Below are 20,354 nucleotides of genomic sequence, written 5' to 3'. Positions count from 1 at the left end.
CTGCCTATAGTTAGTGGGCAATGTAAAAGAGATATTTTTTCCGCAAGGTAATTATATTAATGCGTAGACTGGCTTGGTTGTTCTGTTTATTGTCGTTACCGGTTGCCTGTTCCTGGGCTGAGAAATTGCCCTCCCAGGCAGAACGCCAGCAAACGCTGTTTTTCAATCATGACGATCGCGATCCGGTCCCCACGCCCAGCGCATGGCTCTGGCAGGTGATAGGTCAATTGGAAACCGCCAGCGGCAATTTGTGTACCGCAACGCTGATTTCGCCGCATCTGGCATTAACCGCAGGCCACTGCGTGCTCATCCCGCCGTCAGGAAAACCCGATAAACCGGTTGCGCTGCGTTTTATTGCGGTAAACGGTGAATGGCAATATGAGACGTATGCCATTGAGGCAGTAACCAATAACACGCTGCGCAATAAATTACAGCCCGATGGCGAGGGTTGGATCGTGCCGGCGGCGCCGCCGCTGGATTACGCCCTGATTCGGCTGCGTGATACGCCACCAGGCATCACGCCGTTAACCACATGGAGTGGCACACAGGCGGAACTGAATGCCGCGCTGGCGCAGCAACAAGCCAAGGTCACGCAGGCAGGCTATCCTGAAGACCATCAGGAAGCGCTCTATCGCCATCAGGATTGCGTCATTACCGGTTGGGCTGCGTCCGCCATATTGTCTCACCAGTGCGACACCTTACCCGGAGATAGCGGCTCCCCGTTGATGCTTAAAACGCTTCAGGGTTGGCAGTTGATTGGCATTCAGAGCTCTGCGCCGGATGCCAGCGATCGCGATCGCGCGGATAATCGTGCCGTTGCCATAACCGCAATTCAGCGGCAACTAAAGGCACTGGCACGGTATGCGATGAAAAACGCTGCTGATTCAGAGTAATTTATCGCCAAACGCGGCGTAAACCCAAACGCCGCGCATACAAGCGCTAGCCAGGCGATCGGTTTCATGTAAAATCGCTTTACTACGCCCTTCTCCTTTTCATCAGATAAAGCCAACTCGGTACTTCTCCGGTTTTTTATCCTGTGAAATATCATGAATAGCGGTGCCTAATGACAGGTTTGTCCCCTATTGAATAGTCTAAGATGAGGTGTTCTTATAGCGCAAAAATGGAGTCATCAATGCTAAGACAGTTGAATCATGATGAGGAGCAGCGGATGCATGCGCTGGATAGGTTATTGTTTCACCTGGACACCTCTCAAGATAATGTGCTTAGCCAAATCACTACGCTGACCAGCAAGATATTGAATATGCCCAGCGCGTTAATCACCGTCAGTGATACCCATTCATTGCACATCAAAGCCAAACATAATTTCGTTCTCAACGAGATGCGCAAAGTCGGCGCACTCGATCAGTACACCATGCAAACCAACGAACTGTTAGTGTGTAATGATGCCTCGCAGGATGAGCGCTTTAAGAGTAGCCCTTATGTCAGCGGAGAGCCTCATATTCGGTTTTATGCGGGTATCCCATTGATCACCAAAACCGGTTATGCCATTGGTACCCTGAACGTTGTCGACTATGTTGCGCGTTCGTTTTTTTACCGAGACAGCGTGCGCAAAAAAATGCGGACGTACCGTTTCCGTTCCGCCCGCTTTTGCTTTATCACAATGTGTAGAAGATGCTTACAACACAATTTGCTCCATAGCTTGCAACACCCGTTTATCCGAAATGGGATAAGGTGTACCCAACTGCTGGGCAAAATAACTGACGCGTAGTTCTTCAATCATCCAGCGGATGTTTTTCACATTCTCATCATCGCGCTGCGCTTCAGGCACCTTGTGCCACCACTGCTGCCAGGCTTGTTGCACCTGTTCTACCTTCAGCATCTGTGCCCTGTCTCGGTGAACATCCTGCGCCAATTTTTCCAGCCGACGTTCAATCGCCTGCAAATAACGCAGCACATCCGGCAAGCGCTGCCAGCCGACCTCCGTGACGAAGCCGCGATACACCAGACCACTCAGTTGCGCCTTGATATCGCTTAACGCCAACACCATCGCCATATCGACCCGACCTTTAAGGCGTTTGTTGATAGCAAAAACCGCAGTCAGGATCTGCTCCACCTGTTTCGCGATATCCACGACAGTTTCATTGAGATCGGCGCGCACCTTTTCGTGCAACTGCTGGAACGCGGCTTCGTCCCATACCACCCCGCCCGCCTGTGCCACTAACTTATCAACGCCGCAGGCGATGCAGTCATCGATGAGATCCAACACTTTGCTATATGGGTTAAAGTAGAGTCCCAACTTTGCTTTATTCGACAACTTTTCACGCAGATACTTGATGGGCGACAGGATATTGAGCAATAGCAGACGGCGCAAGCCGTGGCGCATCGCATGCAGTTGCTGCTCAGGGGTATCAAAGACCCGGATCGCTACGCTCTCCTTTTCATCCACCAGCGACGGATAGGCTTTCACCGAGTAACCACCGCGTTTCTGCTCATAGCGTTCCGGCAGTGTGCCGAAGCTCCAGATATGCAGCCCTTGCTGTTCTAGCCCGTCATCCGCTACGGCGGAGAGCGTCTGCTGCACTTTCTCCTTAAGCTGCGTTTTCAGCGCTGCCAGGTCTTTACCTTCGCGTAAAGTATGATTTTTCTCATCCACCACGCGAAATGTCATTTTCAGATGATCGGACACCTGTTCCCATTGCCACTCTTCGCGCGGCACAGTCACACCGGTCATCAAGCACAATTCACGCTCCAGCGATTCCAGCAGTCCGCGTTCCAGCGGCGTAGCACGTCCGAGAAAAGCTTGTGCGTAGTTAGGCGCTGGCACGAAATTACGTCGCAGCGGTTTGGGAAACGATTTGATCAACGCAATAATCAAATCCTCACGCAGACCTGGAATCTGCCATTCAAACCCCTCTTCACGCACCTGGTTGAGGATCGGCAGTGGAATATGTATCGTTACTCCATCCGCATCAGCACCGGGTTCGAACTGGTAGGATAAACGTAGTTTGATGGCACCCTGATGCCAAAAATTGGGGTAATCCAGCGCACTGACTTTCTCCGCCCCATCCTTGATCAACATGCTCTTTTCGAAGTTGAGCAAGTCGGCATCCTCGCGGCTGGCAGTCTTCCACCACTTATCGAAATGACGGGCAGAAATCACCTCGTGCGGGAGGCGCTGATCGTAAAAGGCAAACAGTGTTTCATCATCCACCAGAATGTCGCGCCGCCGTGATTTGTTCTCAAGATCTTCCACCTCCGCCAGAAGTTTCAAGTTACTGCGGAAGAAGGCATGCCGCGTCTGCCAATCGCCTTCTACCAGCGCATGGTGGATAAACAGTTCACGCGCCAGCACCGGATCGATCTGGCTGTAGTTGACCTTACGTGCCGCCACAATCGGCAAGCCGAACAGCGTGACTTTTTCCTGCGCCATCACCACACCCTGCGCTTTTTCCCAGTGCGGTTCGCTATAACTGCGTTTGATCAGGTGCTGTGCGACGGGCTCAATCCATTCCGGCTCAATGCGAGCCGCCATGCGCCCCCACAAGCGGCTGGTTTCTACCAATTCGGCTACCATCACCCATTTGGGCGGCTTTTTGAACAGTGCTGAACCGGGGAACAGCGCAAAACGCGCATTACGCGCGCCGGTAAACTCTTGCTTCTCTACGTCTTTCTGGCCGATATGGGAAAGCATACCGGTCAACAAGGCGCTGTGTACGCTGAGATAGTCTGCCGGTTCACTGTTGACCGGTATGCCCAACGTTTTCACCACCTGGCGCAGTTGGGTGTAAATATCCTGCCACTCACGCACGCGCAGGTAGCTTAAGTAGTCGCTGCGGCACTGTTTGCGGAACTGACTGGAAGAAAGCGCCTGTTGCTGTTCACGCAGGTAGTCCCACAGGTTCACCAGCGTGAGGAAATCAGAGGACGTATCGGCAAAGCGGCGGTGCTTTTCATCGGATGCCTGCTTTTTGTCTAACGGGCGCTCCCGTGGATCCTGAATCGACAGTGCCGCAGTAATCACCATCACTTCACGCACGCAGCGCGTCTTGCTGGCTTCCAACACCATGTGCGCCAGACGCGGATCAATGGGCAACTGCGCCAGTTGTCGTCCTGAGAGCGTCAACCGATAGTGACCATTCTCCGTCGTATGTATCGCGCCCAACTCTTCCAACAGGCGTACGCCATCCTGAATGTTGCGGTTATCCGGCGCTTCGACAAACGGAAACGCTGCAATATCGCCGAGCCCAAGCGACGTCATTTGCAAAATGACCGAGGCAAGGTTGGTGCGCAAGATTTCCGGATCGGTAAATTCCGGGCGCGACAAAAAGTCAGCTTCCGAATAGAGCCGAATACAGACCCCGGCCGCCACGCGTCCACAGCGCCCTTTACGCTGATTGGCCGATGCCTGTGAAATGGCTTCGATGGGCAAGCGCTGAACCTTGGTGCGATAGCTGTAGCGACTGATACGCGCCGTTCCCGGGTCAATCACATAGCGAATACCTGGCACGGTGAGTGAGGTTTCCGCCACGTTTGTCGCCAGCACAATGCGCCGCCCGGCGTGGGACTGGAAAACGCGGTTCTGTTCCTGATTGGATAAGCGTGCGTAGAGCGGCACCACTTCCGTATGAGGCAAGTCCAGTTTGTTGAGCGCATCGGCAGTGTCACGAATTTCCCGTTCGCCGCTCATAAACACCAGAATATCCCCCGGCCCTTCACGACTGAGCTCATCAACAGCATCGAAAATCGCCTGTAGCTGATCGCGGTCGCTGTCATCCGCCTCTTCGACCACGGAACGATAACGCACCTCCACCGGATAAGTGCGTCCAGATACTTCCACAATGAGGGCATTACCGAAGTGACGCGAAAAACGCTCGGGATCAATGGTTGCAGAGGTGATGATCACCTTGAGATCGGGACGTTTCGGCAACAGCTGGCGTAGATAGCCGAGAATGAAATCGATATTCAGGCTACGTTCATGCGCCTCATCGATAATGATGGTGTCATATTGCATCAACAACCGATCTTGCTGAATCTCAGCCAGCAAGATGCCGTCAGTCATCAGCTTCACCAGTGAGGTTTCCCCCACCTGATCGTTAAAGCGCACTTTATAGCCGACACAGCCGCCCAACAGCGTGTCCAATTCGGCGGCGATACGATTGGCCACTGCGCGCGCGGCCAGACGGCGCGGCTGCGTGTGACCAATCATCCCCTTGATACCTCTGCCCAGTTCCAGACAGATTTTCGGCAACTGGGTAGTTTTACCGGAGCCGGTTTCACCGGCAACGATCACCACCTGATGATCGCGCACCGCGCGCAAAATCTCGTCTCGTTTCTGGCTGACTGGCAGCGCTTGCGGATAGCTGATGGCCGGGCAACTGGCCCGGCGTAGCGCAACGCGCGCTTGTGCCGCAGCGATGTCCACGCCGAGCTCCTGAGCAATAGCCGCTTGTGCCTGTGGGTTACGCACTTTCGCCGCCCCCTGTAAACGGCGCTGCAAGCGCAACTTATCGCGCAACATGAGTTCATCTAACTGAGATGACAATGCTGTAAGGGGTGATGTCACAATCCTGTTCCTCAAACGTATTGCGTCTGCACGGCAGTACAAACGCTACGCAGGCTGTCTCTGCGCCTGCGTCTTATCATCCGGCGGGCATGTTATCACATGCCAGCGCCTCTGTTATCACCACGCCCTTTTTCTCTTGTTCAATAAAATCGAACAATGCCCTCGAAATATTGCACTTTCAACCTGTTGGTACACTGCATAAGATGCTAGTCATCCGGGGGAAACAACTAAATGCACCTCATCCAAGACGAGAAAAGGAATGACACAATGAGCAACGTATTAGTTCTGAAATCCAGCATTCTGGCGGGGTATTCCCAGTCAAACCAACTGTCGGATCACTTCGTCGCCGAGTGGAAAGCAGCGCACCCTAACGATACCCTGATCGTGCGTGATCTCGCTGCCAACCCCGTTCCGGTGCTGGATGGTGAACTGGTTGGTGCACTGCGTCCTTCCGATGAGCCGCTGACACCGCGTCAGCAAGAAGCGCTGGCACTGTCTGACACACTGATTGCCGAATTGCAGGCGCATGACGTGGTGGTACTGGCTGCACCGATGTACAACTTTAATATCCCAACCCAGTTGAAGAACTACTTTGACCTGGTTGCCCGTGCCGGTGTGACTTTCCGCTACACCGAACAGGGCCCGGAAGGTCTGGTGAAAGGCAAACGCGCTATCGTACTGAGCAGCCGTGGCGGCATTCATAAAGGCACGCCATCTGACCTGCTGAAACCATACCTGCGTCTGTTCCTGGGCTTTATCGGTATTACCAACGTGGAATTTGTGTTCGCGGAAGGGTACGGCTACGGCCCGGATGTTGCCCAGAAAGCCACCGAAACGGCAAAAGCACAGCTCACTTCGCTGGCTGCGGCATAACACCCGTTGCACGTCCCTGATGGCGCAAGCGCCATCAGGTCACAGATTCATCATTACTACCCTGTCTCAATATTGTGTGTTTTGGCTAGCCACTGCGCGTCTTTCGACGCGCTTTTTTTGTTATCAGCGCCCTTGTGCCGCCGCTGCCGCTGGACTGAAGACCGTTTCCGAGCACGCCTGCTCACGGGTTGTGGTTTCAACCCGGCTTTCACTCACCGCATCTGCTGCGGCATTATTGCCTGACTCCAGCAATTGCGTCACCTCTTTATCGGCACGAATTGTGATGTCGTGTTCCACCCTGACGTTCAATGTTGATGGTGATCGGTGCCGTCGGCGCAGCCACCTCGATACGTGGCACACAACCTGCCAGCAACAACGTCAGCAGGCTCGCTGCCGCGTAATTCACGGTGACAGAACGACGTAGCACGCACGCCCTGGGTATAAACATGGATTTATTATCGTTCATTGGCTCGTTGCTCTAGTGTGTCCTGCACAGTGCCGCCAAAGCGCAGGCTTTGCCAAAGCTGGCTCAGATCCTGCCAGTGGCGGTAGTTAAGTATGACCGGTTTCTGCAGTTCTTGCCTTCAATATGCGCCAGCAGCGCCATTTCACCTTGCGGCGTCATGTCCACGGAAGCATAGGCACGGCTGATTTCCAGATAACGCAGCCAGTTTCACCACGGCGCCTTGCGCCATGTTACTTTGCGCCAGTTCATCGGCCAGTTGTTGGTCAAGACGCAGTGTGAGCGACTTGTCATTGCGAAGCTGCCCGCGCGTAATCATTTTCTGCGGATCAGTGAAATCCAGCGGCAAGGTGCCACTCATTTTCCCAGACAGGGCAAACTGCTTTATTTTGAGCGCGGTCACCAGTTCACTGAGGTCAACCCCGGCAACGGTAAACAATACCGGATCGCACAGTGGCCAACGCAGCGCAGAGAGGCTCACTTTGTCGCCCAATACGCCCATCTCCACCTGCGACAAGATCAGTGGACTGGTATTGTCAAAAATCGTCGCAAAAACGGTGAATATTACTGGATCAAATCGAGCACCACGCCGTTGAAAAAAGGCGATCAGCTTACGGGTTACATGTCTGTGCGTATTGCCGCCACGCCAGCGGAAATCGCTCAGGCAGAAGCGCTGTATGACAAAGTCAATCGCGACAAACTGACACGCCAAACCTTTTTTCAAGGCCTGTTGGTCTATCGCGGCTTCTGGGGATGGTTAAACCTGACAAAAACCTTGCCGCTGCGCTGGCGTATTCGCATCTGCTTTCTGGTGTGCGGTCTGTTGCCGCTGTCGCTAACTGGCGTGGCTCTGCAGGCAACGCCCCTTTGTGGTTGGGGCTGCTGGCGGCATGCTCCATCGCCGGCTGCGAGTTGCTGGTTCGTCAGGTGGCTGCCCCGCTCGCGCGTATTTTGCAACAGGCGATGCGTGCCGCCGCAGGCCAGGCGGACTCCATGGAACAACTGGACCGCGTCGACGAGATAGGCATGCTGATGCGCGCGGTAAACCAATCCAGTATGAACTTTCGCACCTTCTTCGACGACGTCAACAGTAATCTGCAACAGCTCAATGCCGTCTGCCGCGATATCGCGCAGGGGAATCATACGCTGTCACAGTGTTGTGAAGATACCGGGGACAACCTGCAACAAACGGCCGCGTCCGTTGAACAACTCACGGCCACCATTAAAAGCAATGCGGATGCCTCATTGCAAGCGTCTCATTTCACACAGGATGTCAATCTGGCGGTAAACAGCGGCGAGGTTGCCGTTGGTCAGGTTTCTGCGACAATGGCGGCGATCACGCAATCCAGTGAGCGTATTACCGATATTATTCGCGTGCTCGATGACCTCGCTTTTCAGACCAATATTCTGGCACTGAACGCCGCCGTTGAAGCCGCACATGCAGGAGAACAGGGGCGAAGTTTTGCCGTGGTGGCCGGTGAAGTGCGCTCTCTGGCACAAAAGAGCGCCGCTTCTGCGCGCGATATCGCCACCATTATTGATGAAACGCTCGCCACGATCCGTTCAGGTGAACATCAGGTCACGCATACGCAGAAATCCATGGGTAACATCTTGCAGCAGGTGCAGCGCGTCACCAATTTGATGCAAGAGATAAGCCTGGCTACGCAGGAGCAATCGCAAGGACTCAATCAGATCAACAACGCCGTGACAAAGATCGATGAACTGACTCATCAAAACACGGTATTAGCCAGCCAGTCGCACAGCGCAACCGACCAGCCCGAACGACAAATCGCGGATATGGCCTGTGCCGTTTCCGTGTTCAATGCACCGCGTTAACCTTTATCATCAGGGCCGGTTCGGAACACTGTCCGACCTTTTTCTATCATGAAAATCTTTGCCTTCCCCCCTTCAAAATTCCAGACGTCACCTATAATAATTAGGGGCGTTTTTTGCTATTAGCAACGCGCTACCGTTATCACAAAAAAATTAATTAGCCACCTCACTATTTTCGGCTTTTGTCGTTAATACGTCTGAGGGGGCTATTTGCATTGTCGTTATCATTCGAACCTTTATCGCTGTAGTATTGGCATTAACGAAAAGGACTGGAAAATGCGAAAGAACTTTCCTGTAAGCGACATTCAGTATTCATTAGATGAAAAAGCCAAATTAATGTCGGTCACTACACCGACCGGGCATATTACCTACGCCAATACCGACTTTATTAATGCCAGCGGTTATACATTCGAGGAAATTCTCCATCAACCACACAATATTGTGCGGCATCCCGATATGCCACCACTGGCATTCGCCGATATGTAGCGCACACTGAAGGCGGGAAAACTCTGGACGGCGGTGGTTAAAAACCGGCGTAAAAACGGGGATTATTATTGGGTCAAAGCCAGCTCTACGCCGCTGATGAAAGACGGCGAACTGGCAGGATTCATGTCTGTTCGCACGCCAGTCGGGCAGCAGGATATTCAACAGGCTACCGCGCTTTATCATGAAATGAACGAGGGAAAACTTAAATATCGAAGCCTTTACCAAGGCGTGTTGATATTTACCGGGCCGCTCAAATTCCTGAGCATCGGTAAAATAATCCCTTTACGCTGGCGTATTCATAGCTACCTTTTGATGTTGTTTCTTTTTACACTGGCGGCGTTATCTGCCGCAACGCCCATTACGCCGCCGCTCGCGTTCTTCATGCTGTCATTCTTTTTCGCCACGTTGGTTGCCAGTGAAATGTTAGTGCGGCACATTGCTGCTCCGTTAGAGAAGATCCTCTGTCAGGCGATCAACTCCGCATCGGGTCAGGCGGACAACCATTTTCAATTGAATCGTGTCGATGAGATTGGCATGTTGCTGCGTGCCGTAAACCAGTCAGGCATGAATTTTCGCACCTTTGTGGATGACGTAAACGGACAACTGACAGAAGTCCGCAGCGCCTGCGGTGCCATCGCGCATGACAACCTGACGTTAAGCCAGCGCTGTGAAGATACGGCGCAAAGCCTGCAAAATACGGCCGCGTCCATGGAGCAGTTGACCGCCACAGTCAAAAATAACGCCACGGCGTCACATATGGCATCGCAGTGTGCCATGGATGCTAACAGCGCAGGGAAAAGCGGTTCAGCAGGTGGCCACCACCATGGACACCATGACGCAGTCCAGTCAGGCGATTAATGAGATCATCAATGTATTGGACAACCTTGCATTTCAGACCAATATTCTGGCGCTGAACGCTGCCGTGGAAGCCGCACATGCGGGCGATCAAGGAAGAAGTTTCGCCGTCGTTGCTGGGGAAGTGCGCACGCTGGCGCAGCGCAGTGCCACCGCCGAAGGACATCGCGGGCATCATTGACACCACCATCGACAACATCAGTCGCAGCGATAAGCTGGTGCATCACACCAGTGATTCCATGGACAACATTCTCACTCAGGTACAGCAGGTCACGCAGTTGGTGGGGCAAATAAGCCTGGCCACACAGGAGCAATCTATCGGACTCAATCAGATTACTGATGCGGTCAATAATATCGACGAGTTAACGCGCCAAAACACGCTGTTGGCCACCCACTCCAGCTCCGCCATTGATTGCCTGGAAAAACAGATCTCCACCATGGCAGATGCGGTTTCCGTGTTCAGCATCGCTCGCAGATAATAACCTGATTTTTCTGTGCTTTCTTTTTCAACAAACCACCGCGATGCGTGCGTTGGTGGTTTGTCTCGTCCTGATTTTCTTGCTAACGTAGCGGAAGTATTTTTGCGGAGAGACGCGTGATGAAAATCGCTATTTACAGCACCAAGCAGTACGACCGTAAATTTTTAGAAAAAGCGAACCAGCAGTTTGGTTACGAACTCGAATTTTTTGATTTTATGTTGAGCGCGCAAACAGCAAAAACGGCGGTAGGTAGCCAGGCAGTTTGTATTTTTGTTAACGATGACGGCGGCCGCGAGGTGCTTACCGAGCTGGCACAGTTGGGCGTACAAACGCTCGCACTGCGCTGCGCCGGGTTCAATAACGTGGATTTGGATGCTGCCAAAGAGCTAGGCATCAACGTTGTACGTGTACCCGCCTATTCACCGGAAGCCGTTGCCGAACACGCTGTCGGGCTGATGCTTTGCCTAAACCGCCGTATTCATCGCGCCTACCAACGCACCCGTGATGCCAACTTCTCTCTGGAAGGGCTGATTGGATTCAATATGCATCAACGTACCACCGGAATTATTGGCACTGGGAAAATAGGCATTGCGACGATGCGCATCCTGAAAGGGTTCGGCATGAAACTGTTGGCTTTCGATCCCTACCCTAATCCTCAAGCGTTGGAACTGGGCGCGCAGTACGTTGACCTGCACACGCTGTATGCACAGGCGGATGTCATTTCGCCGCACTGCCCACTGACACCGGAAAATCATCATCTGCTCAACGCCGATGCATTTTCACAGATGAAAGATGGTGTGATGATCGTCAATACCAGCCGTGGCGCTTTGATCGATTCACAAGCCGCGATTGACGCCTTAAAACAGCAAAAGATCGGCGCGCTCGGGATGGATGTGTATGAAAACGAACGCGACCTGTTCTTTGTGGATAAATCCAACGACGTGATTTTGGATGACGTTTTCCGCCGTTTATCCGCCTGCCACAATGTGTTGTTTACGGGTCATCAGGCCTTTTTGACCGAAGAAGCATTGCTCAGTATTTCTCAAACCACCCTGAGCAACATCAAGCAGCTTGCGCAAGGTGAGCCTTGCCCGAACCAGTTGGGCGTATAGCATTAACCGGCGGGCGATGTAGACTCACCCCGCCGGACACATGCCATTAAGCAAGGATGATTCATCGCAACGTTTACCGTTTACCAACTGGCAAGTGCCAATATTGCTGCCGTTCAATTGCCGCGACATCGCCATGGTGCCTCCGGCTAGCGTGCAATTGACCTCAGCCGGCGAGCTGCTTTTCAGCAATAGCGCGGTCTCATCCCGACTTATCGCATTGGCCCCGCTTTCCACTACCGAATTACGGTTACTGCTGCATGCGGTCATCAGCATGGCGCCGATACCGACCAATAGCCATTGATACCCTTTCATTCATTGGCTCCATTACTCATTTTATTCTCATTACGTTATGGTCTCCGTGTTGATACCGCCTGTATTGCTCGGTACATTACGCCACTCGCACTATTGTTTTTCTGCTCCACGGGCGGAATGTTGATGTGATTATTTTGCGATACTCGTCACAAAAAAACTTGCATTATGTGACGGAAGTCATATTATAGTCAGCAACAAGGCAAGAACAGATATCGCCAACGTCACACGGAGTCAAAAATGAAAATTCGCGCTTTCTTTAAAGACATCCTCGATTCCTATATCAAATTATTCGAAAATGCCCCGAAAGGCGGTTTTTTCTAAGCTTTAACTCTTTGTGAAAAAAGCTGCCTCGGCAGCTTTTTTTGTGCCTTAATGCCTTCTCTCGGCAAACAATCCCCTAGCATTTATGCTACACCGTGTCCCCGCAATATTGTTTCATCACGCCCGCGCAGACGACAGACAAGCACGAGAGTCAGTGCGCTGATTTTGGTTCCACTCTCTTTTTGAGACTTTCGGATTTTTGATCTTGGCCCAACGCAGCAAGACCAAATACTTCAGTTTAGTCTGGCACGGTTTTCCAAAAGAAGATCAGGTTTGCCAGAATACTTACCCCCCATTTAACCCTTTAATTGACTGGTGTGAGAATTTCACTACAATCAAACTTCTTTAATTATATTTTTAACCACTTCACCTACTGAAAATAGTTCAGAATACTGAGAAACGCATTTAACGATATCTTCCTTTTTTAATTTTTCAGGCGGCATTTCACACCAAAAATCCCTGGCCTTGACAGCAATGAATGCAACCAGAAATCTATCCATAGTGATATTCTCATCATAGGCACAATTAAATGACATAAAGATATTATTTAGCATCTTATCATCTACCTCAGCATTGCGAATATTTAAAGCTATACTCCAATGCAGCACTGGGTGGGATTTACGTCTGTAACCGAGGGAACTTGCATAAACTTCCCATGAATTGAAGATGTGATTTATTTTTTCACGCGGTGAACTCAAAGAAACATTTTCCCAATCAGAATCCGTTAATTTTTTATCCAGAAAAAATTTTGTAGGGAATGTAGTTATATTTCTTGCATTTTCACATTGAAAAACATGTGAGTTTTTTAAACTTTGCATTAATTATTTTACGACACCTTTCTCAAATTTTTTTCTTACCGTATTACAAATGATCATCTTTCGGCAATTCCTTTCAATTTCACCGCAGCATCCTCTCCCCAGAAGATTATTGATATCCTCAAAACATGGCAAGTGCACACTCATTATTTTAAAAGTTAGCCTGAAAGCTCCATAACTCTTTGAATCAAGGTAAAATGCGACTTTTTGTTTTATTTCCACAGGGAGGTTGCATATGTTTTTTATGCCATGATAAATGCGATTATCATTTTCTGAGATGCGTTGGAAATTGTTATCGGTTTCATTAGGTGTATTTCTATCAAGGGTCAACAAGTTTTTTATCATTTAAGGTCTCCTGTTTAATAACACTGACGAAAAAACCGTTTTACTCACACACTCGAATGACTTCAAAGAGATTAAATTCGACAACACATTAATCACGCACGTTAACATCAATCCTATAAACAATCATTTATATCATTATCCTTTTGGTAATAATATTGGCCTGTGCGTAAAATTATACGGACATCCAGATTATCACTGTTGATACTGTTAGCACTCATCTATTTACTGAGATAATAAATGTGTTCAATAATATTGCCTTAACTGTTAAGTTTACAACAGGTAAAATTTAAGAATTGTACTGAAACTGTTTGCTATACGCAGTGCTGCTGTCCTCTTTCTCATATCGAAACACCTTAGCAGAGCCAATAGCCCTCAAAGAGTTTTATCCGTTATCGCACGATGGGTTACGCGAGTTATTATTTAAAATAAAATCATTACCAACTTGTCAGGCAGTCAATGTACAGAAGTGCTCAACATGAAAAAAATTAAAATGAAAAAGAAAGTCAAAACGCCGTTCCATTGAAACATTATTGTTATTTGTAAGTATTTTAGTGCTATTTCAACTAAGTTAACACCCGATTATTAAAAGTAATCAATGTGATTCAACATTATAACTTTCTCTCTGTGATGATATACATAAGATATCTATAATCAGATGATTAATTAATATTAAAATGGAGTTTCAATGCAGGTTAATTCAATAATAAATGTCCCGATAGGGAATGTAGATATATGCAACACTAAGCAAGACACTAAATCCAATGAGACTTTAGAACAGATCTCTACTTTCTCTAATACCCAGGAAAATTACACTGTCAAACAATCACCTTCTGGCTCATCTGATTCGCAGCGTTCATCGCTTACTGCTATACGTGAATTCTTTTTCCGGCCATCATCAACGTCGCAGCAAAAAGTCACGCAGGATGAGTTAACTGTCATGGAGGAAGGAAAATCATTGATGCTAGAAAGCAATAAGTTAATGCAACAAACTCAGCGCGGCAGTAATCATGCATTTGCAGCGACATCCTCGTGTGGATGGAAAACGATATTTGGGTTAGGGTTGCTTGCCGGAACCAGTCTAACTGGTGGGATTTGGTTGTGGTCACGACAACAAAACAGTGTAATTTCAGGTGATGCTTGTCCAATAAACGATCTTTCGCCTTTCAGTACGTTTTCAACACCATTAGCGCATATGACACCCTCGACAACCGAAAGTATGCTGCTTACACCTGAGACAACACTACCTTCGCCTAAAATTGAACAACCCAAAAGGAAGTCAGCAAGGGGAGACTTTTTTAAACAAACAAAAGTGTGTGACAGTTCAGAAACACGTTATAAAGATTGCCATTTTAGAAATTATGCTGAAAATAATTATTATCGAAGTTGCTTTCTTTACTCAGAAGAAAAACCTTGCGAAAGACCAGAGGATTTTAATAAATCCGTTACGCGAGTGGTCTAGCCCCAAAAAAATATAAACACCAAAGCGCTTAAAACCAGGCAGGATGTGAAAAATGCACAACAAGATAGTTGTATACAAAATAACGTTCTATGCATACCCTATCCTTTAGAAGAGAACCCGGATACTTACATTCAAAAATGTTATCATTATAAAATCAGAACTGGGTGTTTGATAACATTAAACGACCATGAAACAGAATAATACCTCAAGATATTTTTTAATATCTTGCCGTTATTTAGGCTATCTACGTCGCCACCATTAATGCTTGTTGTCACATAGCCATTCGAACGGGGTTTATCATCATGATCTCCGTTCGACCAGGCGCGATCATATCTAGTCCCATCACTCCCTATTCCAGCTTACCGACAAGCAGGGCGTTACGTTACTGTCCCCATACTCCTACACAAAAATGGGTTACTCTCTTCCATCAACGGAACAATTATGGAACTCGACAGTAAAACGATCTGGCATTTGTCGTCGTAATCCGTACCATACGCGCCATACTTATGCATACTGGTTGCTTTCTGCAGGAACGAGCCCCTCGTTTATCGCTAACCAAACGGGGCATGAAAACATACAAATGGTGTATAAACTCTACGGCAAACGGATAGAAGGCCTGAATGCGGATCAGGTCGGAATGCTGAATAAACAGCTTTCCCTGTGAATCAATTTGCCCTTGTGGTGCCCATTAGGGTATGGCAATGAATTTAAATACAATAAAATCATTAAGTTAACCAAAAACAGCAGTACAACCTCAATAAATTGCAAAAACGTTTACGTCGCAACGTGGGTGAAGCGATCGCCGATTTCAATATGATTGAAGAGGGTGATCGGATTATGGTCTGTCTCTCCGGTGGTAAAGACAGTTACACGCTGTTGGAGATACTGCGTAATCTGCAACAGAGCGCGCCCGTGAATTTTTCGCTGGTGGCGGTAAACCTCGATCAGAAACAACCGGGGTTCCCGGAGCATATCTTGCCACAGTACCTCGATGGTCTGGGGATCGAATACAAGATTGTCGAAGAGAATACCTACGGCATTGTTAAGGAAAAAATCCCTGAGGGGAAAACCACCCGTTCTCTGTGTTCGCGCCTGCGGCGCGGCATTCTCTATCGCACCGCCACCGAGTTGGGAGCAACCAAAATCGCGCTAGGTCACCACCGCGATGATATTCTGCAAACGTTGTTTCTGAACATGTTTTACGGCGGCAAGCTAAAAGGGATGCCACCGAAGCTGATGAGCGACGATGGTAAACACGTGGTGATTCGCCCACTGGCTTACTGCCTAAAAAAGATATCGAACGCTTTGCCGAGGCGCGTGCCTTCCCCATTATCCCTTGCAATTTATGCGGCTCGCAGCCTAACCTGCAACGTCAGGTCATCGAAGACATGCTGCGCGATTGGGATAAACGTTACCCCGGGCTCATTGAGACCATGTTCAGCGCTATGCAAAACGTTGTTCCTTCTCATCTGGCAGATCATCAGCTTTTTGATTTCAAGGGAATACACCATGGTAGTGAGGTGATTGACGGTGGGGATTTGGCTTTTGATCGCGAAACGTTGCCGCTGCAACCCGTAGGCTGGCAGCAAGAAGACGATACCATTACCGAACCAGAGCGCCTCAACGTTATCGAAATCAAGTAATTCAAGGGCACTGCGGTGCCCGCCTGAAGCTCAGGCAAAAAAATGCCGACATAAACGTCGGCATGGTGTGAATCAATTGTGCTATGCAGTAATTCAAAAAAGGAAGTAAGACAATATGGAGCGCAACGCCCATCACTTGACGTTGCATTCACCTGCGAGAGTGATAGTGCCGCACCTGCACGGGTGAAATGTTGATATTTCTCAATATATTCAATTTTTTTTGAAGACTCACAACATTATGTGATAGTGAACGCAGTAAGGCGTTCAAAAATATCATAGCCATTTACTGCGTTTTAACCACAGGGCAACCCCCCCCCCCCACCAAGGCGAGCAACATAAAGCAGAAGCTGATAAAACCCGTGGATGAAATGCCGCCTGGGATCCCGCCCAAATTGACGCCAAACAGTCCGGTTAAAAACGTCGTGGGCAAAAAAATCATGGCCAATACCGAAATGGTGTAGGTGCGGCGGTTCAGCGCCTCCGTCATCTGTGACGTAATTTCATCGGCCAGCACCGTGGTGCGTGTGATGCTGGCATCCAGGTCGTCCAATCCGCGCCCAAGACGCTCAGCAATTTCCTGCATCCGCCGGCGATCGTCATCCCCTATCCAGGCCAGTCGTTCGCCAGAAAGTCGGGAAAAGACATCGCGCTGGGGTGTCATGTAGCGCCGTAACACAATCAGTTGCTTACGAATCAAAGCCAACGCACCGCGCGCGGGAATTTTCTGCTCAAGCAGATCGTCTTCAAGATCGATGATTTTTTCATGCAGATCATCGATAAACTCGCTGGTTTGATCCGTCAGCGCTTCCGCTACGAAAACCTGCCAGCTACCGCTGTCGGTTGGGCCATTACCTTCCCGCAAATCTGTTAGCACATCATTGATGGCAGCAATTTTACGGCGACGCGTTGATATAATCAGCGTATCTGTGATAAACACCCGCACGGCCACCAGTTGATCGGGGCGCGAATCGGCATTCAGATTGATACTGCGCAGGGTGATGAGTGTCCCCTCTCCCAGGCGGGTTACGCGCGGACGGGCACTGTCTCCAGCAAGCAAATTGCGAATGCCATCCGGCAACAGTGGTGTGGTATTCAGCCAGCGTGCACTGCCGGGCAAGCTGTAATCAAGGTGCAGCCAGCAAGGGGTTGTACTATCCACTATCCCGTCAGCCGAGATAGGTTTAATTCCCCCCTTACCGTCCAACTGACAGGCATGAACCGCCTCTGAATCCTGCAAGACTTTTCCTTTAAACGGCTTCACGTTTTTCTCTCCTACGGCCATTCCGTTATGCCAGCACGATAACGGTGACAACATAACGGTTTTATAACAGCTAAAGCCTAGTGATAATTAGATTTTTCGCAAATTCAATCAGTAACAAAATCGATTCCAACGCTGAGCTTTCCCTCATCTATTCGAATAGCACATTTTTGACACTCATCACTACCTGTTTGCCAAAACCCGCTACAGTGTAAATGAGCTCTTGTTTCCACATCAGATGATGAACAGGAGGTGATATGTATAAGACCGTGCTCGTTCCCATCGATATATCTGAAAACGAATTAACGCAACGCGTTGTTGCGCACGTAGAAGCGTTGGCGAAGCTGCATGACACCTACTGCACTTTCTCACAGTGATCCCTTCATTCCCTTATTACACCACTCTGGGTGTTACCTATCCTGCCGGGCTGCCCGATATAGAGGAGATGAAACGCAACACCAGCGCGGCGTTTACCGAGGTCATCAAACGTTTTAACCTGCCAGACGACAGGGTTGTGCCACACACCATGACCGGCACGCCCAAGGAGCAGATCCTGAAGCTTGCCAATTCGATTGATGCTGACCTCATCATCATAGGCTCCCACCGTCCCAGTGCCACAACCTTTTTACTGGGCTCTAACGCGGCCCGCCGTGGTGCGACACGCCACTTGCTCGGTGCTGAAGGTCTGAACAACGTTGTGGTGCTCTCTTTGCTGCGCGGTGCTGAATTCAAAGACAACTACGGCGTTGCCATTGCTGCTGGTCCGCTGCAGGGCCTGACTGCCGCGCCGTGGTGGTTCTGGACGAACAAGACAATGTGCTGCACAGCGAGCTGGTGAATGAAATCACCACCGAGCCCGATTATGATGCTGCGCTGGCTGTTCTGAAATAAGCCTCTGCGGATAAGTAAAAACGGCTGCCTCGGCAGCCGTTTTTACTGGGTTATTCATCCGCATCATCTGCGGACTTTTGCTGACTCAGGCCATATTCACGCAATTTATTGGCAATGGCGGTATGAGAGACACCCAGACGTTTTGCCAGTTTGCGCGTGCTCGGGTAAGCCTGATAAAGACGCGTGAGCACCGAGCGTTCAAAACGCTTACTGATGTCATCCAGCGAACCTCCGAGCAAATCATCGTTCTGCACGGCGTCGAGAGTAAACGAGGGAAGATCGATATCCTGCATGCGCAGTTCGCGCCCTTCCAACTGCGTTAACGCACGATAGATGGTGTTTTTCAACTGACGCACATTGCCCGGCCAGCCATACTGCGGAAGCAGATGATAAAGTTCAGGCGCGATGCGCGGTCTGGCTATACCCTGCTCACCAGCAAAACGCGCCACGAATAACTCGGTGAGCGCCATGATATCTGCCGGACGTTCGCGCAGCGGCGGCAGAGTGAGCATCAACACGTTAAGGCGGTAATAGAGATCTTCACGAAACTCTCCGCGCTGCACCAGATCCAGCAGGTTTTTCTGCGTCGCGCAAATCACCCGCACATCCACATGCACCTCGTACTCTTCCCCTACGCGGCGGAATGTGCCGTCATTAAGGAAGCGCAGCAATTTGGTTTGCATTTGCGGCGACATTTCGCCCACCTGATCCAGCAGCACTAAGCCGCCGTTAGCCTGCTCAAAGAAGCCTTTTTTGCCTTCCAGCGCATTCGGGTAAGCCCCCGGCGCATGGCCATACAGTTCGCTTTCCATCACATCGTCAGGGAGGGAAGCACAATTGAGCGCCAGGAAAGGCTTTTTGCCACGTGAACTCCGCAGATGACAGGCATGGGCCAGCATATCTTTACCGGTGCCGGTATCACCGACAATCAGCAACGGTGCATCCAGCATCGCCAACTTTTTGCCTTGTTCAACCACCTGACGCATTTTGGGACTGATCGCGACGATGTGGTTAAATTCATTTTCATCGTTGACCACCAGGTCTTGTAGCTGACGCCCCATGTGCACGGCCGATTTCAGCATTACCAGCGCGCCGGCGATAACGCTTTCACCCGCCTCACTCTCCAGATGCATCGGCGTGATTTCCAACAAGAAATCTTGCCCGCGGATCACCACGCGCTCCGCCTCCAGCTTGCGTTCATCGCGTTCCAGCCAACGAGTGAAGTTGTAATTAGGTATCAACTGGCCGATGGTGACATCACCGATGCTGTCAGCCGTTTGCTCAAACAAGGCCAACATCGCCGGATTGAACAGTTCAATATTACCTTTTAGATCGAGCGAGAAAACCGGCTCTGGCATCGACTCCAGGACAGCGTTCATCGCGCGGTGCTCTCGCTCTGAAGGCATGAACGCCACAGTGTGCACATCGCGCACACTTTCGATACGCCGAATCTCCGCCATCAGCACACGAAAATCATCAAATCCCAGCGTGGCAAAATTCAGGTAAATCCGTCCGGCGGGGTCAATTTCAATGCCCCGCAAATCAATAGCTCGCGAGGCCAGCAAATCCAACAGCTCGCGCGTTAGGCCAATTCGATCTTCACAAAAGACTTCCAGACGCATTAACAGCTACCTTCTTCCAGGAGAATGGATACCACGGGCATCATACCGCGTCCCACCCCACGG

Annotated in this window: 12 protein-coding genes and 7 pseudogenes; 11 read left to right on the top strand and 8 right to left on the bottom strand. The window is 50.1% G+C overall.

Annotated elements, in window-relative coordinates; translation table 11 throughout:
• Positions 1-59 precede the first annotated feature (59 nt).
• Positions 60-893 (top strand): trypsin-like serine peptidase, encoded by an 834-nt coding sequence (locus ACMZI0_RS14075; protein WP_415673396.1) that lies wholly within the window; start codon positions 60-62, stop codon positions 891-893.
• A gap of 239 nt (positions 894-1,132) precedes the next feature.
• Positions 1,133-1,729 (top strand): GAF domain-containing protein, encoded by a 597-nt coding sequence (locus ACMZI0_RS14070; protein ID WP_415673395.1) that lies wholly within the window; start codon positions 1,133-1,135, stop codon positions 1,727-1,729.
• Here ACMZI0_RS14070 and hrpA read toward each other — a convergent pair.
• Positions 1,637-5,524: an ATP-dependent RNA helicase HrpA gene (gene hrpA, locus ACMZI0_RS14065; protein ID WP_415673394.1), complete on the bottom strand. Its 3,888-nt coding sequence runs from the start codon at positions 5,522-5,524 to the stop codon at positions 1,637-1,639. The genes ACMZI0_RS14070 and hrpA overlap by 93 nt on opposite strands.
• A 267-nt stretch (positions 5,525-5,791) precedes the next feature.
• Here hrpA and ACMZI0_RS14060 point away from each other — a divergent pair, with 267 nt between their 5' ends.
• A complete protein-coding gene (locus ACMZI0_RS14060) occupies positions 5,792-6,397 on the top strand; it encodes an FMN-dependent NADH-azoreductase (RefSeq protein ID WP_415673393.1) in 606 nt (201 codons plus the stop codon).
• A gap of 240 nt (positions 6,398-6,637) precedes the next feature.
• On the opposite strand, the pseudogene ACMZI0_RS14055 reads toward ACMZI0_RS14060, so the two are convergent.
• Positions 6,638-6,845: pseudogene (locus ACMZI0_RS14055) on the bottom strand (YnbE family lipoprotein); the annotation flags it as partial.
• 7 nt (positions 6,846-6,852) lie between these two features.
• Positions 6,853-7,368: pseudogene (locus tag ACMZI0_RS14050) on the bottom strand (YdbH domain-containing protein).
• A gap of 245 nt (positions 7,369-7,613) precedes the next feature.
• Between ACMZI0_RS14050 and ACMZI0_RS14045 the strand changes: the two are divergent.
• The 3 genes and pseudogenes from ACMZI0_RS14045 to ACMZI0_RS14035 all read left to right on the top strand — a co-directional run bounded on the left by ACMZI0_RS14045 (position 7,614) and on the right by ACMZI0_RS14035 (position 11,625).
• A complete protein-coding gene (locus ACMZI0_RS14045; RefSeq protein ID WP_415673392.1) occupies positions 7,614-8,696 on the top strand; it encodes a methyl-accepting chemotaxis protein in 1,083 nt (360 codons plus the stop codon).
• A gap of 273 nt (positions 8,697-8,969) precedes the next feature.
• Positions 8,970-10,513: pseudogene (locus ACMZI0_RS14040) on the top strand (methyl-accepting chemotaxis protein).
• Between the two features lie 119 nt (positions 10,514-10,632).
• A complete protein-coding gene (locus tag ACMZI0_RS14035) occupies positions 10,633-11,625 on the top strand; it encodes a 2-hydroxyacid dehydrogenase (protein ID WP_415673391.1) in 993 nt (330 codons plus the stop codon).
• Positions 11,626-11,649: 24 nt separating this feature from the next.
• On the opposite strand, the gene ACMZI0_RS14030 is transcribed toward ACMZI0_RS14035, so the two are convergent.
• From ACMZI0_RS14030 to ACMZI0_RS14020, 3 genes are all read right to left on the bottom strand, one after another.
• A complete protein-coding gene (locus tag ACMZI0_RS14030) occupies positions 11,650-11,937 on the bottom strand; it encodes a DUF333 domain-containing protein (RefSeq protein WP_415673390.1) in 288 nt (95 codons plus the stop codon).
• A 656-nt stretch (positions 11,938-12,593) separates the two neighbouring features.
• Entirely contained in the window at positions 12,594-13,076 is a 483-nt protein-coding gene (locus ACMZI0_RS14025) for a hypothetical protein (RefSeq protein ID WP_415673389.1), read from the bottom strand.
• A 3-nt stretch (positions 13,077-13,079) separates the two neighbouring features.
• Positions 13,080-13,418 carry a hypothetical protein gene (locus tag ACMZI0_RS14020; RefSeq protein ID WP_415673388.1) on the bottom strand — a complete coding sequence of 113 codons (339 nt, stop codon included), beginning with the start codon at positions 13,416-13,418 and terminating at the stop codon, positions 13,080-13,082.
• 685 nt (positions 13,419-14,103) lie between these two features.
• Between ACMZI0_RS14020 and ACMZI0_RS14015 the strand changes: the two genes are divergently transcribed.
• The 3 genes and pseudogenes from ACMZI0_RS14015 to ttcA all read left to right on the top strand — a co-directional run bounded on the left by ACMZI0_RS14015 (position 14,104) and on the right by ttcA (position 16,520).
• Positions 14,104-14,877 (top strand): hypothetical protein, encoded by a 774-nt coding sequence (locus tag ACMZI0_RS14015; protein WP_415673387.1) that lies wholly within the window; start codon positions 14,104-14,106, stop codon positions 14,875-14,877.
• 409 nt (positions 14,878-15,286) lie between these two features.
• Positions 15,287-15,541, top strand: a complete 255-nt coding sequence (locus ACMZI0_RS14010; RefSeq protein WP_415673386.1) for a tyrosine-type recombinase/integrase — start codon at positions 15,287-15,289, stop codon at positions 15,539-15,541.
• 98 nt (positions 15,542-15,639) lie between these two features.
• Positions 15,640-16,520: pseudogene (ttcA, locus tag ACMZI0_RS14005) on the top strand (tRNA 2-thiocytidine(32) synthetase TtcA).
• A gap of 273 nt (positions 16,521-16,793) precedes the next feature.
• Here ttcA and zntB read toward each other — a convergent pair.
• Positions 16,794-17,802: pseudogene (gene zntB / locus ACMZI0_RS14000) on the bottom strand (zinc transporter ZntB).
• Between the two features lie 233 nt (positions 17,803-18,035).
• On the opposite strand from zntB, the pseudogene uspF reads away from it, so the two are divergent.
• Both uspF and ACMZI0_RS13990 read left to right on the top strand, forming a co-directional pair.
• Positions 18,036-18,467 (top strand): annotated as a pseudogene (uspF, locus tag ACMZI0_RS13995) (universal stress protein UspF).
• Positions 18,449-18,669, top strand: a pseudogene (locus ACMZI0_RS13990) (redoxin family protein); the annotation flags it as partial. The pseudogenes uspF and ACMZI0_RS13990, both read left to right, overlap by 19 nt.
• 50 nt (positions 18,670-18,719) lie before the next feature.
• Here ACMZI0_RS13990 and tyrR read toward each other — a convergent pair.
• The gene (tyrR, locus tag ACMZI0_RS13985; protein WP_415673385.1) at positions 18,720-20,291 is read right to left on the bottom strand and encodes a transcriptional regulator TyrR; all 1,572 of its coding nucleotides are present in this window, start codon (positions 20,289-20,291) and stop codon (positions 18,720-18,722) included.
• Positions 20,292-20,354: the final 63 nt, after the last annotated feature.

The sequence above is a fragment of the Symbiopectobacterium sp. genome (assembly GCF_047692315.1).
Lineage (GTDB): Bacteria > Pseudomonadota > Gammaproteobacteria > Enterobacterales > Enterobacteriaceae > Symbiopectobacterium.
This window is presented reverse-complemented; position numbering and strand designations above follow the sequence as displayed.